At 59.4% G+C, this 16,001-nt stretch carries 11 protein-coding genes; 2 read left to right on the forward strand and 9 right to left on the reverse strand.

Going from position 1 to position 16,001, the window contains the following annotated elements:
• Nucleotides 1-133 precede the first annotated feature (133 nt).
• A complete protein-coding gene (locus tag PY793_RS01670; protein ID WP_275176378.1) occupies nucleotides 134-1,327 on the forward strand; it encodes an HlyD family secretion protein in 1,194 nt (397 codons plus the stop codon).
• Nucleotides 1,324-2,901 carry a DHA2 family efflux MFS transporter permease subunit gene (locus tag PY793_RS01675; RefSeq protein WP_275176379.1) on the forward strand — a complete coding sequence of 526 codons (1,578 nt, stop codon included), beginning with the start codon at nucleotides 1,324-1,326 and terminating at the stop codon, nucleotides 2,899-2,901. Before PY793_RS01670 ends, PY793_RS01675 begins: the two co-directional genes overlap by 4 nt.
• 119 nt (nucleotides 2,902-3,020) lie before the next feature.
• Here PY793_RS01675 and PY793_RS01680 read toward each other — a convergent pair whose 3' ends face one another.
• From PY793_RS01680 to carA, 9 genes are all read right to left on the reverse strand, one after another.
• Entirely contained in the window at nucleotides 3,021-3,527 is a 507-nt protein-coding gene (locus tag PY793_RS01680; protein ID WP_275176380.1) for an RNA pyrophosphohydrolase, read from the reverse strand.
• Entirely contained in the window at nucleotides 3,527-4,642 is a 1,116-nt protein-coding gene (locus PY793_RS01685; RefSeq protein ID WP_275176381.1) for a divergent polysaccharide deacetylase family protein, read from the reverse strand. The genes PY793_RS01680 and PY793_RS01685 overlap by 1 nt, the downstream gene beginning before the upstream one ends.
• 26 nt (nucleotides 4,643-4,668) lie before the next feature.
• Nucleotides 4,669-6,117: a S41 family peptidase gene (locus PY793_RS01690; RefSeq protein WP_275176382.1), complete on the reverse strand. Its 1,449-nt coding sequence runs from the start codon at nucleotides 6,115-6,117 to the stop codon at nucleotides 4,669-4,671.
• Between the two features lie 183 nt (nucleotides 6,118-6,300).
• Nucleotides 6,301-7,713: a murein hydrolase activator EnvC family protein gene (locus tag PY793_RS01695; RefSeq protein WP_275176383.1), complete on the reverse strand. Its 1,413-nt coding sequence runs from the start codon at nucleotides 7,711-7,713 to the stop codon at nucleotides 6,301-6,303.
• Entirely contained in the window at nucleotides 7,714-9,252 is a 1,539-nt protein-coding gene (gene gpmI / locus PY793_RS01700; protein WP_275176384.1) for a 2,3-bisphosphoglycerate-independent phosphoglycerate mutase, read from the reverse strand.
• Nucleotides 9,253-9,420: 168 nt separating this feature from the next.
• Nucleotides 9,421-10,617 carry a threonine ammonia-lyase gene (locus PY793_RS01705; RefSeq protein ID WP_275176385.1) on the reverse strand — a complete coding sequence of 399 codons (1,197 nt, stop codon included), beginning with the start codon at nucleotides 10,615-10,617 and terminating at the stop codon, nucleotides 9,421-9,423.
• A 1-nt stretch (nucleotide 10,618) separates the two neighbouring features.
• Nucleotides 10,619-11,092 carry a transcription elongation factor GreA gene (gene greA / locus PY793_RS01710; protein ID WP_275176386.1) on the reverse strand — a complete coding sequence of 158 codons (474 nt, stop codon included), beginning with the start codon at nucleotides 11,090-11,092 and terminating at the stop codon, nucleotides 10,619-10,621.
• 140 nt (nucleotides 11,093-11,232) lie between these two features.
• Nucleotides 11,233-14,487 carry a carbamoyl-phosphate synthase large subunit gene (carB, locus tag PY793_RS01715; protein WP_275176387.1) on the reverse strand — a complete coding sequence of 1,085 codons (3,255 nt, stop codon included), beginning with the start codon at nucleotides 14,485-14,487 and terminating at the stop codon, nucleotides 11,233-11,235.
• Between the two features lie 16 nt (nucleotides 14,488-14,503).
• Entirely contained in the window at nucleotides 14,504-15,910 is a 1,407-nt protein-coding gene (carA, locus tag PY793_RS01720) for a glutamine-hydrolyzing carbamoyl-phosphate synthase small subunit (protein WP_275176388.1), read from the reverse strand.
• Nucleotides 15,911-16,001: the final 91 nt, after the last annotated feature.

Consider the following 16,001-nt stretch of genomic DNA (forward strand, 5'->3'; position numbering starts at 1 on the left):
AATTATGGGCATGAGAGCCGATGTGGCGCTTGATGCAGGGATGTGAACGTGGCACATACTGACCGAACTGGTCGGTCAGAGCGCCTGACCGCAAAATGCCGCGCAGGATGTGTTGGAGAGGGCAAGGAACAGAATGGCCGACGACCATAACGAGCAGTCTTTATCATCCCCCCTTGCGCAGGAGCAGAATAGCGCTGCGGATCAGCCATCGGCCGGTCAGCCGCAGGCCAGAAAGAGCAGCCGGGGCAAGGTTATTCTTTCCGGTGTTATTGGCTGTCTGGTTCTGGCAGGCGGGCTATACTGGTTCATGACCCGTAATGAGGTGGAAACGGACGACGCCTTTACCGCAGGGCGCTCCATCACCATTGCACCGCATGTCGGTGGCTACGTGACCGAACTGCTGGTGAACGATAATCAGTTTGTTCGCAAAGGCCAGATTCTGGCCCGTATCGACCCGCGTGACTGGTTGGCGGAAAAAGACAAGGCCGCAGCGCAACTGGCCAATGCACGGGCTGCCGAGCAGGCGAGCGACATGATGCACCGCGTAGCACTGCTGGAATTCCCCGGTAAGCTGTTACAGGCGCAAGGTCAGCTGGCCGACGCTAGAGCCCAGCTTTTCAAGGCGGAAACGGACTACCGGCGCCAGCATGGTGTGGAGCGTGCTGCAACGTCCCAGCAGAATATAGATTACGCCAAGGCGGCGCTGGAGGCAGCACAGGCACGGGTCATGGCATCCGAAGGTGCGGTACAGATGGCCCAGCCTGTCCAGCCGAATATTGAAAACGCAGCCGTGCTGATTTCGCAGCAGGCTGCGCAGGTCAAGGCCGCGCAGGCCAGCCTTGTTTCCGCCGCGCTGAATGTGGAATGGACCGTTATCCGTGCCCCGCATGATGGCTGGATTTCCCAGCGTAACATCGAGCAGGGTAACTACGTCCGTCAGGGCCAGAGCCTGTTTGCCATTGTGGAGCCTGAAGTCTGGGTTGTGGCCAACTACAAGGAAACTCAGATCACCAGAATGCGTCCGGGCCAGCAGGTGGATATCCGGGTGGATGCCTATCCTGGCCTTAAGCTGCATGGGCATATTGATTCGCTGCAAAAAGGCACAGGTGCCACGTTTAGCGCTTTCCCGCCCGAAAACGCGACCGGCAACTATGTCAAGATCGTGCAGCGTGTGCCTGTTAAAATCCTGATTGATAATGGTCTGGACCCCGATCAGCCACTGGCTCTTGGCCTGTCGGTTGAACCAACGGTGCATGTGGATACGCAGGGCCATTCCGATGCACCCCCTGGTGGTGGCGTGAATGGCGGCGGGCAGACCGCTCCATGAGCGCACAGGCAGGGGGTGTGTCGGTCGGGTGGAAGCCAAAGCATAATCCATGGACCGTTGCGTTTGTGGTGACCATGGCAGCGTTCATGGAGATTCTGGACACCACCATTGTCAACGTGTCCCTGCCACATATCGCGGGCAGCCTTTCCAGCACGTATGATGATTCAACCTGGACGCTTACAGCCTATCTGGTGGCCAATGGCATTGTGCTTACCATTTCGGGCTGGTTGGGAAAAGTGTTTGGCCGCAAACGCTATTTTCTCATCTGTATTGTCATGTTCACTGTCTCGTCCTTCCTGTGTGGCATGGCGACCAGTCTGGGCGAGCTGGTTGTGTTCCGGCTTATGCAGGGTTTTTTTGGCGGGGGGCTACAGCCCAACCAGCAATCCATTATTCTGGACAGTTTTCCGCCCGCCAAGCGTGCAGCCGCCTTTGGGCTGACTGCCATTGCCGCCGTTGTGGGGCCGGTTATTGGCCCGACCCTTGGGGGGTGGATTACCGATAACTTCTCATGGCGGTGGATATTTTTCATTAACGTGCCATTTGGTTTTTTAACCACCGTAGGGGTTATGGCCGTGGTGGAAGACCCACCATGGGCACAAAAGCAGAAGGCCCCGGTGGATGTTATTGGCATCAGCCTGATTACCTTGGGCTTTAGCTGCCTTGAAGTCATGGTGGACCGCGGGGAGGATGCCGACTGGTTCGGCTCAACCTTTATCCGTATTATGGGGGTTCTGGCTTTTCTGGGCCTGACTGGCGCTGTTTTCTGGCTGCTGCGTACTGATAAACCTGCTGTGGACCTGCGTGTTTTCAAGGACCGCAACTTTGCTGTGGGTACGGCCCTTATGGGTGCCATGGGGGCTCTGCTTTATGCCTCGGCCATTGTGGTGCCGCAGTTTGCCCAGCAGGTTATGGGGTACACGGCAACCTTGTCCGGGCTGCTGCTCTCCCCCGGCGGTATTGCTGTTATCGTGCTTATTCCCATTGTGGGTAAGCTGATGACGCTGACCAGCGTGCGTAATGTGATCGCCATAGGCTTTGCGCTGATGGGGGTGGCTTTGTTCTATTCGGCCCAGTTGCTGCCGCTGCTGGATTTTAAGCACCTCATGCTGTACCGCATGAGCCAGACAGCCTGTCTGGCCTTTCTGTTTGTGCCGCTTTCCACCATCGCGTATTCCACCATTCCCGAACGGTTGAACCCCGATGCTTCGGCCCTGTTCAGTATGGCGCGTAATGTGTTGGGGTCTTTGGCTATTTCTGGCGCGACAGCTATGCTGACCGAGCGCAAACAGGCGCATCAGTCCTATATGGTGGATTGGATGACGCCGTTCCATCAGCCGTTTAATGCTTATCAGGATCAGGTGCGGCAGGCGGCAATAGCGCGTGGCGTGCCAGAAGGACTGGCCGATACCGTGGCGCAGCATACTTTGTTCAAGGAGTTTTCGCGTCAGGTGGCCATGCTGTCTTACAACGAGGTCTTTATGATTTTGGGTATTGGTGCATTTTTGTGTGTACCATTATGTTTTTTACTTTCCCCCATTAGGGGAGATGGCAAAGCCAAGGGTGCTCACTAACGCGCACAGCCTGTCAGGCCGGTATTGAAAAAGCCATTGGCCGGGGATTGTTCTCCCTGACCAATGGCTTTCTGCTTCCGTGCTTTGCGGTGCCGTGCAGGGGCAGACAAGCCTGTAGGCTAGACTGCTACAGCGTGGTGGCCAAAATCCCTGACCAGTTGTTCGTAAATCGGTTTTTTAAAACCGACGGAACAATGAGGCAAATTGTGCAGGTCAACCCACATCCATGCGTCAAATTCGGCAGGCAGATGCCTGTCCAGCTGAATATCGGCTTCGGTGCCGGTAAAGCGTAGGGCAAACCATTTCTGGGTCTGGCCGCGGTAGCGCCCGCCAAGCGCATGGCCAATGAGCACCGCTGGCAGATCATATTGAATCCATTCCGGGTGCTCGGCCACAATGTGGACGTGATTGGTGCCAAGCTCCTCACCCACTTCACGCAGGACGGCTGTGCGGGGGTCTTCCCCTTCATCTATCCCGCCTTGCGGGCATTGCCATGTTCCTTGCGAAAGAGGGCCACCTGCGCCGGGCATGTCCGTGCGGCGGGCAATCAGGACACGGCCTATGGCATCAAAAATCAGCGCTCCAACATTGGGGCGGTAGGGCAGGGTGCTTGGGTCAACAGACATTAGCGGCTGCCTCCCATCATACGGGGGGCCGGGTCGGTCAGGTTAACGTGCATCTGGCCATTGCTGGCTGGTTGCGGCTGGCTGGCCGGGTCCGGGGGTTGGATAAGCTGGCTGACAGGCACCAGCGTTATGCCTACATCCTTGAGGTGGGGCAGCCATGCCCGCAGACAGGCCAGAGCAACAGGGCGCAGGGGGCCAAGAATACCAATGGCACGCCCGTTCTGGCGGGCAAGCTGCTGGAGCTTGAGCAACTGGATGTCAATATTAACAATGTCTTCATCAGTGTTGATGCTGACATCAGCCGTACCGACCGCATTGCTGCTCTCAATATGGGTGTCGGGGCTTGCGTTCAGGTAGAGTAGCCCACGCTGGTCCAGAGCGGACAGGATGGATCTGAACCCGCTGGAATTGGGAAATCCTCCACCATTCTGCCCGTCAAAAGCATTGGTGACCCCCACATACCCAGCCAGATGGGACAAAGACCAGTTCAGGTTTTCCATGTTCTGCTGGGCAGAGAGCAGAACCCCCAGCGCTTTGGGGCCTTCGCTGTCTGCCGGGGCGCCCTTGCCCGCATCGGCTGTTTTTGCTGCATCTCCCTGCATGGGGAGTGAGAGCAGCAGTTCATGCTGGTGCTGGCGGGCGGCCTCCATAATGGCGTCCGGGTCCGCCACATAAGGGGAAACAGCAAGGGACACCTGACCGGGCAGGGCGGCAATGGCTTCTTTGGTCAGGTCTTCGGACTGGCCAATACCATCCACCAGCAGCGCCACCATTGGGGTGCCAGTGGGCACCTCTACTGTGGGGGCAGCGTAAATCTGCCGTGGCAGGGTGCCATGTGGTCCCCGCTTGGGCAGGGGGAAGCCTCCCGGCCCAACATTTTTGTCCAGTAGCCCGGCCTGTGGAGGGGGAATGTTGACAAGGTGGGCAGTAGGACCGGTTTTGTTGCCCGGTTCTGCTGCGGTATCAATATCGTCACCACCGGCAATCAGGTGGGGTGGTCCCATCATCTGGAGCGCCAGAGCCAGTGCAGCCGTTGCAGCAAAAGCCCCTCCCCAAAAGCGGATGAACAGCCGACCATTGGCTGGTAGCTGCTGCCATAGGGGGGGTGTCTGCATGACCACTGCCTTGTCTCTGCTACGCGTTAGTTATGGGCTGAACAGTCGGTTTTGGCTGCTGGCTTGACCGGGGGCAGGGATGCCGTGGGGTCGGGTGCAGGCAGGCCCGCCATGGAGCGTACAACGCGCAGGCCTTCCTGAAGCTGGAAGTCCGTATTGGGCTTGTTATATTCGAACTCCGGCCAGTTGGCAGGAGGCTGGTCAGGAATGATCTTGGCAATGGCGGGCAGGTCCGTACGGGGCTGCGCCTTGGTCTGGTTGCCACCCTGATTTTTAAGAATATGCTCCAGATCCGCTTCCCGCAGGCTAAAGGCGGGGTCTTCTCGTGTTTCCTTGACCACAATATCAGGCGTAATACCCAGAGCCTGAATGGAACGGCCAGAAGGTGTGTAGTAACGCGCGGTGGTCAGGCGTACGGCCCCATTGCCGGGAATGGGGATAATGGACTGTACGGAACCCTTGCCAAAGGTGCGTGTGCCAATAAGCACGGCGCGATGGTGGTCTTGCAATGCGCCGGACACAATTTCCGACGCGGAGGCCGAGCCACCGTTGATCAGCACCACCATGGGCAGGTCGTCTGTAATATCCGTACCATGCGCATCCCAGCGTTGGCTGTCCTTGGCATGACGCGCACGGGTGGAAACAATCTCGCCCGAGCGGATGAAGCTGGAGGAGACCTCTACCGCCTGATCCAGCAGGCCGCCGGGGTCGTTCCGCAGGTCCAGCACCAGACCGCCAAGCTTGCCCCCCGCCTGCTGCTTGAGAGCGTTGTACCCCTTGAGCAGTTCTTTTTCCGTGGTTTCATTAAACTGGGCGATACGCAGGTAGCCAACCCGGTCATACAGAGCGGATTTAACCACGTCGATATGAATGATCTCGCGCGTCAGGGTGACTGTAATGGGTTTGGGTGTTTTTTCACGCACAAGGGTCAGGGTAATTTTGGTATTGGCCTTGCCACGCATTTTTTTAACCGCTTCATCCAGCGGAGTGCCGTCTATGGTGTGGCCATCCACGGCAATAATGTAATCGCCCGGTTTGATCCCTGCGCGAAAGCCCGGTGTGCCATCAATGGGGGATACAACGCGGATATGCCCATCCTGCTGCTGTAGTTCCAGCCCAAGACCCCCAAATTCGCCTTTCATCTGAACCATCATGTCATCATACTGTTTTTGGGTCATGTATGAGCTATGGGGGTCCAGGCCGCTGAGCATGCCGTTCAGGGCGTTGGTGATCAGGTCCCGGTCAGAAACTGGTTCAACATAGTCGGCCCGAACCAGGTCCAGCACCGTGCCGAACAGGGTCAGCAGGCGGTAGGTTTCTGCATGGTTGGTGGTGGGGGAGGCATCCGGGGTGGTGCTTTCCGCCTGAGCAGGTGTGCCCAGAAACCCAGCGCCATTAAGGTATCCGGGGTGAAAAGTCAGGGCAAGGCCGGTCATGGCTGCGGCGCCGAGCATCAGACCTGTGCGGAACTTCATGCGATCTTGTCTCCTGTCGCAGGGCTTTGGCCCGTGCGCTTGTTCTTCCTGTCTTTTCAAATGCGCGCACCAACCATGGTCGGATGCGTTGCGCGCCGTGCCGGAGCATGGCGGCATATTGCGCAAGACTAGCGTGTTCCGCAACAGAGGGAAACAGCCAGAGCGCGCAACCCGCCTCTCTCTTTACAGAAACGGAGCGGGGTTGACGGTTTTTTGTCCGTTACGCAACTGAATGAAAAGTGTGGCGGAACTGCCTGTCGCATTCATGTGTCCCACGGGTGCGCCTTTTGTCAAACTCTGTGCAGTGTCCACGCTCAGCTCGGAAAGTCCTGCCAGAATAAAGCGGTAATGCCGCCCGCAGTTTAAAATAACCATCTGCCCGTAGCTGCGGAATGCCCCGGCAAAGTCCACACTGCCAGAACAGGGGGCGCGCACACTTGCACCGGGCGGGGTGCGGTAGGTCATGCCGGTTGTAGGGCCGGAATCGCTGGGCACCCCCCAGCCCGAAACCAGCCTGCCAGCAACAGGCTGAGCGCCCGTACCCGTGCTGTGTTCAGCCAGACCCGGTCCCTGATTCTGGCTGAGTGTAGCTTCCTGCTGGCGGGCGGTCCGCACCCGCTCGGCCTGATGAGCCTGCTCGGCGGCGGCAATTTCGCGCTGCAGGGCTGCACGGGCGGTCTCTTCCAGTGCGTCCAGTCGGGCAATGGCATCCTGTAGGCTGGAGGCACGCTGGGTTGCGGCAAGCAATTGCTGGGCGGTATTCTGTGCCAGTTTGCTGGCCTGCTGCTGGGTTGCGCGGGCGCAGGTGGCCTGCTGGCGCACGGTGTCACGCTGCTGGCGCTGGCTCTGCTTTAATCTTGCAAGTGTGGCGTACTGGGCGGAAAGCTCCGTATCCACCGCATTCAGGCGTGTCTGCTGGGCGCGCATATCCTGCGCCTGCACCTCCATCTGGCGCGATAGTCCCCGCAGGATCAGAAATCCGGTTACGGCCTCTCCCTGTGGTACCGGGGCAGCCAGTAAGGTGTCGGACGGGTAAAGGGAGAGGCGTTCGGCCAATGGCAGAATGGGGGCAAGGGCCTGTGCGCTGGTACGCAGGGTGTTTTGCAGGTTCCGTTGCTCATTCCGGATTGCGTTCATGCGTTCGCTCAGGTCGGATATCTGCTGTTCCGTGTCGTGCAACTGGCTGGTAGCGGCAACGGTTGCCGCAGACAGGACCAGTGCCTGATTTCTGGCCTGCATGGCCGCAGCCTGAGCCGCCTCGTTTTGAAGGCGCGAGGTCTCTATGGCTGCGGCCTGCCGTTTTTTTTCCAGATCCATGGCCTGGTGCTGCGCACGGGCGGCTTCTACCGCAGCCTGTGCCTGCAAAACGGAGTGCCCTTCCTTGCCGCGGGCTGGTGTGCTCTGGTGGCTGGTGTGCTTTTTTTTATGCTGGCTGGCAGCCCCGACCAGCCCGGTGTGGCGTGTGTGGTCAGCACCCCATGTTGCCTGTAGGGGGCAGAGCAGACCTACCCCCAGCAGCAATACCGCCCCGGCCAGTGTGCCACCTGCTCTGGCAGAGAGGCCTGTGGTGTCAAAATATGGCCGGGGGGTGCTCATTCAGTGCGCAAGCAGGGACTGGCCTGTCATTTCGGCTGGTTTGGGCAGGTTCAAGGCATCGAGCAGGGTGGGGGCCAGATCAGCCAGTTTGCCGCCATCGTGTAGTTTTGTTGCGCTGGCGCCCGCAACAATAAAAGGTACAAGGTTAAGCGTATGGGCCGTATGCGGGCCGCCTGTCTGCGGGTCTTTCATGGTTTCGCAGTTGCCGTGGTCGGCTGTGACCAGCAGAATACCGTGCTCTTCCTCCAAAGCGCGGGCAATGCGGCCCAGCCCGGTGTCCACTGTTTCTACTGCTGTAATGGCAGCAGCCAGCACCCCGGTATGGCCCACCATATCCGGGTTGGCAAAATTAAGCACGATCAGGTCGTATTCCCTGCTTTTAATGGCGGCTACGGCTTTGTCGGTCAGTTCAGGGGCCGACATTTCAGGTTGCAGGTCATAGGTGGCCACTTTGGGTGAGGGCACCAGAATACGGTCTTCACCTTCAAACAGTTTTTCGCGGCCACCATTCATGAAATAGGTGACATGAGGGTATTTTTCCGTCTCCGCCATGCGGAGCTGGCGGAGACCTGCCTGTGCGACCACCTCGCCCAGCAGGTTGGTCAGTTCCTCTGGCGGGAACAGAACGGTCATGCGCCCAGCCAGTGCATCGCTGTAATGGGTCATGGCCAGAGCTGCGGCAAAATGCACGGTTTTGCTGCGGACAAAGCCTGCAAAATCCGGCTCCAGCAAGGTATCCATCAACTGGCGGATGCGGTCTGCACGGAAGTTGAAGGACAGAATGCCATCTCCATCCTGCATGCCCGCGTAGCCTGCCAGTACGGTGGGGAGAATGAACTCGTCCGAGATATCCTGTGCATAGGCTGTATTGACAACCTCTTCTGGCGTATGGGCCTGCGGACCGGTTGCGCTGACCAGAGCGTTATAGGCTTTTTCCACCCGGTCCCAGCGTTTGTCGCGGTCCATGGCGTAGTAGCGGCCTGATATGGTGGCCAGCTGCACGCTGGCAGGCAAAGCTGTGCGGAGCTGTTGCAGGTAGGTTTGTGCTGAACGGGGGGCTGTGTCGCGTCCATCAGTAAACAGATGCAGCGCGACGGGTACGCCCGCGTCACTGACAATACGGGCAAGGGCTGCGGCGTGGTCCTGATGCGAATGTACCCCGCCGCTGGAAATCAGCCCCATAAGGTGGCAGGTGCCGCCGGTTTTTTTGAGTGTGGCAATGAAATCGGTCAAAACCGGGTTGCGTGCCAAAGATCCGTCTTCAATGGCTGTAAAGATACGGGGCAACTCCTGCATGACCACCCGGCCTGCCCCGATATTGAGGTGCCCAACTTCCGAATTGCCCATCTGCCCCGCAGGCAGGCCCACATCTTCCCCGCTTGTACGCAGGAAGCTGTGCGGGTTGGCGTGCCACAACCGGTCAAAGTTGGGTGTTCTGGCCAGATGCACCGCGTTGTCAGAAGGGTCCTCACGCCAGCCAAATCCGTCAAGAATGACCAGCATGGCAGTGCGTTTGGGGGGCAGCGGGGTGGATGGCATGGTGTTGGACCTCGTTTTTATGTTTTTTCGGTTCTGCAGGAATAATGCCACCAAAACGCATGGAAGATAAAGAGGTCGCGCAGCAGGGGTGGGGGTAGATACAAAAACGGGGTGGTGGCCACCGGTCCACCACCCCGTTCAGGGTTTATTTCAAAGCGAATAAAGCCTTCAGGCCCTGCGTACGATGTAGGTCCGTTCCAGTGCTTTGGTAATAAGGGCTGCGTGTTCAGGGTCGCGTGCTTCTATCATCACCTCAAGCTGGGCGGCCTGCACGGAGGGCGCGGCAAAGAGCCGCTGGTGCGAGACTTCTATGATATTGCCGCCTGCTTCCCCTATGGTTTTGGAAATATCGGCCAGCACACCCGGACGATCGGGAATTTCCATAACCAGCCGCAGGATGCGTCCATCGCGCAGCATGGCGCGCAGGAGGGTGTTGGCCAGAATACGGCTGTCGATGTTCCCGCCCGAAATGGGAAGAGCCACTTTTTTACCCCGGAACAGGTCCGGGTAAGTCAGCACGGCGGCAAGAGCTGCGGCTCCGGCCCCTTCGCTGACCTGTTTTGCACCTTCGGCCAGTAAGGTAATGGCATTTTCAATCGCACATTCGGAAACAACCAGAACCTTGTCCACCTGCTTGCGAATGATCACATCCGTCTGCTTGCCAATCTGGAGCACGGCAATGCCTTCGGCGATGGTGGAACCACCATTGGGGTGCGTGGCCGGGCCGGGGAAGGCCGCAAGGGAGTCGTAGGATTCAACCTGCACACCAATCAGCTCCATGTCCGGGCGCAACGCGCGCGCGGCAACGGAGCAGCCAGCCAGCAGGCCGCCCCCCCCGATGGGGGCTACCAGCATGTCCAGCTCGCCCGCATCTTCCAGCAGTTCCAGCGCGCAGGTGCCCTGACCAGCCATAACGGCGGCATCATCATAAGGGTGCACAAATGTCCGGCCTTCGCGTGCCTGCATATCCTGCGCAAACATCAGGGCCTCGGCAAAGGTTTCGCCTTCAAGCACCACGCGCGCACCCCAGTTACGGGTGCGTACCACTTTGCCTGCGGGGGTGAATTTGGGCATGACAATCACGGCATCAATACCCAGCAGGCTGGCATGGCGTGCCACACCCTGCGCGTGGTTGCCAGCGGATACGGCAATCACACCACGTGCGCGTTCCTCCGGGGTCAGCAGAGCCAGTTTGTTGGCGGCTCCGCGTTCCTTGAAGGAGCCAACAGCCTGAAGGTTTTCCAGCTTGAGCGTAATATCCGCCCCCGTAGCGCGGGAGAGCGCATGGGAGGGCAGTGTTGGCGTGCGGATAACCTTGCCACGAATGCGCTCGGCCGCGGCAGTGACATCTTCGAGGGAGATCATGTCAGATAAATTTGACGGACAGGATTTCGTAAGTCCGGTCTCCGCCAGGAGCGGGTACGGAAACAGTGTCACCTTCCTGCTTGCCAATCAGTGACTTGGCGAGCGGGGAGGAAATGGAAATCTTGCTCTGTTTGATGTCCGCCTCATGCAGGCCCACGATCTGGTAGGTGATTTCCTTGTCCGCATCTTCGTCAACAAGGCACACGGTCGCACCGAACTTGATATGGCTGCCAGAGAGGGAAGAGGGCTCAATCACCTCGGCGGTGGAGATCAGCTCTTCCAGTTCCTGAATACGGCCTTCAATAAAGGACTGGCGTTCGCGCGCAGCATGGTATTCAGCATTTTCCGAAAGGTCGCCATGGCTGCGGGCTTCCGCAATGGCGCGGATAACAGCTGGGCGTTCTTCTGATCTCAGCTTGCGCAGTTCGTCTTCAAGCTGAAGCAGACCCTTGCCCGTCATTGGAGTTTTCTGCAAGACGTGTCCCCAGAATAAAAGCTGCCGGACCTGCCGGCCCGGCGCAGTAGTTACACAATAATCGCGTCGGGTGACGCCTCACACTCGTGGGGTTTGGCCCGGCGAACGGATGGGGCAGCCCTTCAGGCTATCCCGTGCGCTCAGAACGAACCGCTAAAGTATGACTGAAGTGGCGCAACATCAAGCGGTCCTTCACGCATTGCCGCAATCGCATGGATTGCCGCGCGCGCGCCAGCCATGGTGGTGTAGTGCGGAATGCCCAGTACAAGGGCCGAACGGCGGATGTCAAAACTGTCTGCCACCGACTGCGCCCCCTGTGCTGTATTGATGACCATCTGCACCTCGCCCGAGCGGATGGCATCCACGCAGTGCGGGCGGCCTTCGAGCACCTTGTTGACCACGCTGACCTCGATACCGGATTCACGGAGCTTGCGCGCCGTGCCCCGTGTGGCCACGATCTTGAAGCCCATGGACGCCAGCAGGCGGCCAAGAGGTGGCAGTTGTGGCTTGTCGCTTTCACGCACGGACAGGAACACCGTGCCGCTCATGGGCAGGCGCACGCCAGCCCCAAGCTGGGACTTGGCAAAGGCCCGTTCGAACGATGTATCCAGCCCCATGACTTCACCCGTGGAGCGCATTTCCGGCCCAAGAATGGTATCCACCTCCGCAAAGCGGTTGAAGGGGAACACGGCTTCCTTGACGGCTACATGCGGCACCACGGCCCGGTCGTCCAGATTAAAGGTATTCAGCTTGCTACCCGCCATGACCCGTGCGCCAATCTTGGCAACGGGCACACCCGTGGCCTTGGCCACAAACGGCACGGTGCGTGAGGCGCGCGGATTGACCTCGAGTACAAAGATCTCCTGATCCTTGATGGCATACTGGACGTTCATCAGCCCCACAATGCCAAGCTCACGGGCCATGGCTTCCGTCTGCGCCTTGAGTTCGGTCACAATGGCGGGGGAGAGGGTGTAAGGTGGAAGGGCGCAGGCGCTGTCGCCCGAGTGAATGCCCGCTTCCTCGATGTGTTCCATAACACCGGCCACGTACACGTCCGTACCATCGGCAATGCAGTCCACATCCGCTTCAATCGCTTCGTTCAGGTAGCGGTCGAGCAGAATGGGGCCGGAGGAAATTTCGTGCCCGGCAACCCGCAGGACGTCACGCATGTAACGCTGGAGGGAGGCGCGGTCGTACACAATTTCCATCGCCCGGCCACCCAGCACGTAGGACGGGCGGACAACCACAGGGTACCCTACGCGCTCGGCAACGGCTTCGGCTTCTTCGGGGCTGCGGGCAATGCCGTTTTCGGGCTGGCGCAGGCCAAGCGTGTGCAGCATGGTCTGGAAGCGCTCGCGGTCTTCCGCACGGTCAATGGCATCTGCTGGCGTCCCCAGCAGCGGAATGCCAGCAGCTTCCAGTGCGCGGGAGAGTTTGAGCGGGGTTTGTCCACCATACTGCACAATGCAGCCTTTGACCGTGCCATTACGCTGTTCGCAACGGATCAGGGCGATGACGTCTTCGGCGGTCAGGGGTTCAAAATACAGGCGGTCGGAGGTGTCGTAATCGGTGGAGACCGTCTCGGGGTTGCAGTTGACCATAATGGTCTCATACCCCGCTTCGCGCAGGGCGTAGGCGGCATGCACGCAGCAGTAGTCGAACTCGATACCCTGACCGATACGGTTGGGGCCACCGCCGAGAATAATGATTTTTTCGCGGTCCGTCGGGTTGGATTCACAGGTTGGAGGAGCAAAATGCCCTTCGTAGCTGGAATACATGTAAGGCGTTGCGGAGGCGAACTCACCCGCGCAGGTATCAATCCGGCGGTAAACGGGTGTTACGCCCGCTTTTGTGCGGAGCTGCTCCACTTCCTCTGGCTGTGTGCCTGACAGGCGGGAGAGCTGCACATCGGAAAAGCCGAGGGCTTTCAGGCGGCGCAGGTTCTGCGCATCTTTTGGCAGACCGTGGTGTTCAACTTCCCGTTCTGCGCGGATAATTTTTTCCATCTCGCGCAGGAACCATGGTTCAAATTTGCAGGCTTCGTGAATGGCCTCAACCGACAGGCCAGCCCGCAGTGCCTGTGCCGCCATGAGAATACGCTCCGGCCGCGGCTGGGAGAGTGCTGCGCGGAAGGCGTCTTCTCCCCCATCGCCAGGGGCTTCCACCGGGTCCAGTCCATGCAGCCCGGTTTCCATCGAACGCAGACCCTTCTGGAGTGCTTCGGGGAAGGAGCGACCAATGGCCATGGCTTCCCCGACCGACTTCATGGAGGTGGAGAGCAGGGCCGGTGCACCGGGGAATTTTTCAAATGTAAAGCGCGGAATCTTGACCACAACATAGTCAATGGTCGGCTCGAAGGAGGCGGGGGTTGTGCGCGTGATGTCGTTTTTCAGCTCATCCAGCGTGTAACCCACGGCCAGCTTGGCTGCGACCTTGGCAATGGGGAAACCCGTGGCCTTGGAGGCAAGGGCCGAGGAGCGGGAGACACGGGGGTTCATCTCGATCACCACCATGCGGCCATCGGCGGGGTTTATGCCGAACTGCACGTTGGAGCCGCCGGTTTCCACCCCAATGGCGCGCAGGCAGGCCAGAGAGGCGTCGCGCATACGCTGGTATTCCCTGTCGGTCAGTGTAAGGGCAGGGGCTACGGTAATGGAGTCACCCGTGTGGATGCCCATGGGGTCGATGTTTTCGATCGAGCAGATGATAATGCAGTTGTCCGCCGTGTCGCGCACAACTTCCATTTCGTACTCTTTCCAGCCCAGAACGGACTCTTCAACCAGTACTTCCGTGGTGGGGGAGGCATCCAGCCCCGAGAGGATGATCCGCTCGAACTCCTCACGGTTATAGGCAATGCCACCGCCCGAGCCACCCATGGTAAAGGACGGGCGGATAATGGTGGGGAAGCCAATCTGCTTGAGCGCTTCGTGCGCTTCGGCCAGCGTGTGGGCAATAAAGCTGCGCGGGCTTTCAATGCCAATGGCGTCCATGGTCTCACGGAACTTCTGGCGATCTTCCGCGCGGTCGATCACGTCGGCCTTGGCGCCGATCAGCTCAACATTGTGCTTGTCCAGAAAACCCGAAGCATGCAGCGCCATGGCTGTGTTCAGGGCCGTCTGCCCGCCCATGGTGGGCAGGACCGCATCGGGCTTTTCCTTGAGGATAATGCGCTCGACCACTTCTGGCGTAATGGGTTCCACATAGGTGGCGTCCGCAAGGCCGGGGTCGGTCATGATGGTGGCGGGGTTGGAGTTGACCAGAATAACCCGGTAGCCTTCTTCCCGCAGGGCTTTGCAGGCCTGTGCGCCGGAATAATCGAACTCGCACGCCTGACCGATAACAATGGGACCGGCGCCGATGATGAGGATGGAGCGGATGTCTGTCCGTTTGGGCATGATGCGTTCGGTCCTGTTAGTGCTTGACGCCGTTGGTGTCGATCAGGGTGACAAACCGTTCAAACAGATAAAAACTGTCCGACGGGCCGGGGCTTGCCTCGGGGTGGTACTGTACGGAGAAGGCTGCGTACCTGTCCGATGCCAGCCCCTCGTTCGAGCCATCAAACAGGCTGACATGGGTGACATGCGCGTTGTCAGGCAGGGTTTTGGCATCCACGGCAAAGCCGTGGTTCTGGCTGGTAATTTCCACCTTGCCTGTTGCCAGGTCCTGCACGGGCTGGTTGGCGCCGCGATGGCCGCGTTCCATCTTGTAGGTTTTGGCCCCAAGAGCCTGTGCGAGCAACTGGTGCCCAAGGCAGATGCCAAACAGCGGTATGCCTGCTTCCAGCACGGAGCGGATGGCGGGCACGGCGTAGGTGGCGGTAGCGGCCGGGTCACCCGGACCGTTGGAGAGGAACACGCCTTCGGGCTTGAGGGCGAGTATCTGCTCTCCCGTGGTGGTGGCGGGTACTACGGTCACGTCGCAGCCAGCGCTGACAAGGCAGCGCAGAATGTTGCGTTTTGCCCCGTAATCCACCGCTACAACCTTGCGGCGCCTGCCAGTGGGGGCGGCGGTGTTATCAGGCCATGACCATACGCCCTCGGACCAGTCATAGGGGGCTGCACAGGTTACTTCCTTGGCGAGGTCCATGCCTTCCAGCCCCGGCCATGCGGCAACCTCTGCGGCAATGGCGTCCAGATCGAACCTGCCATCGGCGGGGAACACAAGGGCTGCGGTCTGTGCGCCGCCATCACGGATTTTCAGGGTCAGGCTGCGGGTGTCCACGCCTGCAATGCCGGGGGTGCCGTGCTGCTTGAGCCATGCATCCAGGCTGCTGGTTGCGCGCCAGTTGGCCTGCTCGGTCGGCTCTTCCTTGACCACAAGCCCAAGGGCTGCGGGACGCACGGCCTCATCATCCAGTGCATTCGTGCCGACATTGCCGATATGCGGGAAGGTGAAGGTAATGATCTGCCCTGCAAAGGAGGGGTCGGTCAGGGTTTCCTGATACCCGGTCATGCCGGTGGAAAAGCAGATTTCCCCAATGGCGGGCTTGGGTGTGAAGGCGCCAAAGCCTTTCCCCCACAATACGCTGCCATCTGCGAGAACAAGAGCGGCGGTTGCGCCATCCGGGCGGGCTTGAGGCATGGATGATCCTGTCTGGCTGCCTCCCGCAAGGGGGGAGGGTCTGTCTGTAACTGCGGGTGTGGGCTGGAGGTCCTGAAGGGAAAGACCTGTAGCCTGCGCAATGGCTGGCCAATGGCGGGAGGGAATGGCCTGCGCCTGCCGCCATTTGCGAATGGCCTCGGTGCCAACGCCGGTCAGCCGTGCTGTGGCGTCTGCTCCGCCAATGCGGGCTATAATGGAGTCGATTGACATGGGCATGGGCAAAATGGTTCCTCCCGAAGTGTTCTTCTAGCAGCATGTCCGTGAGGTGGGAAGAAATTTCCCACCCGGAGACGCCGAACCTGCGGGG

It is taken from the genome of Acetobacter fabarum (assembly GCF_029069195.1).
Lineage (GTDB): Bacteria > Pseudomonadota > Alphaproteobacteria > Acetobacterales > Acetobacteraceae > Acetobacter > Acetobacter fabarum_A.

What these genes read in the sequence shown, in the direction of transcription:
- carA (WP_275176388.1), bottom strand. Translation starts at nt 15,910, where the DNA reads ATGCCCATGTCAATCGACTCCATTATAGCCCGCATTGGCGGAGCAGAC.
- gpmI (WP_275176384.1), bottom strand. Translation starts at nt 9,252, where the DNA reads ATGCCATCCACCCCGCTGCCCCCCAAACGCACTGCCATGCTGGTCATT.
- PY793_RS01675 (WP_275176379.1), top strand. Translation starts at nt 1,324, where the DNA reads ATGAGCGCACAGGCAGGGGGTGTGTCGGTCGGGTGGAAGCCAAAGCAT.
- PY793_RS01695 (WP_275176383.1), bottom strand. Translation starts at nt 7,713, where the DNA reads ATGAGCACCCCCCGGCCATATTTTGACACCACAGGCCTCTCTGCCAGA.
- carB (WP_275176387.1), bottom strand. Translation starts at nt 14,487, where the DNA reads ATGCCCAAACGGACAGACATCCGCTCCATCCTCATCATCGGCGCCGGT.
- PY793_RS01690 (WP_275176382.1), bottom strand. Translation starts at nt 6,117, where the DNA reads ATGAAGTTCCGCACAGGTCTGATGCTCGGCGCCGCAGCCATGACCGGC.
- PY793_RS01680 (WP_275176380.1), bottom strand. Translation starts at nt 3,527, where the DNA reads ATGTCTGTTGACCCAAGCACCCTGCCCTACCGCCCCAATGTTGGAGCG.
- PY793_RS01705 (WP_275176385.1), bottom strand. Translation starts at nt 10,617, where the DNA reads ATGATCTCCCTCGAAGATGTCACTGCCGCGGCCGAGCGCATTCGTGGC.
- PY793_RS01685 (WP_275176381.1), bottom strand. Translation starts at nt 4,642, where the DNA reads ATGCAGACACCCCCCCTATGGCAGCAGCTACCAGCCAATGGTCGGCTG.
- PY793_RS01670 (WP_275176378.1), top strand. Translation starts at nt 134, where the DNA reads ATGGCCGACGACCATAACGAGCAGTCTTTATCATCCCCCCTTGCGCAG.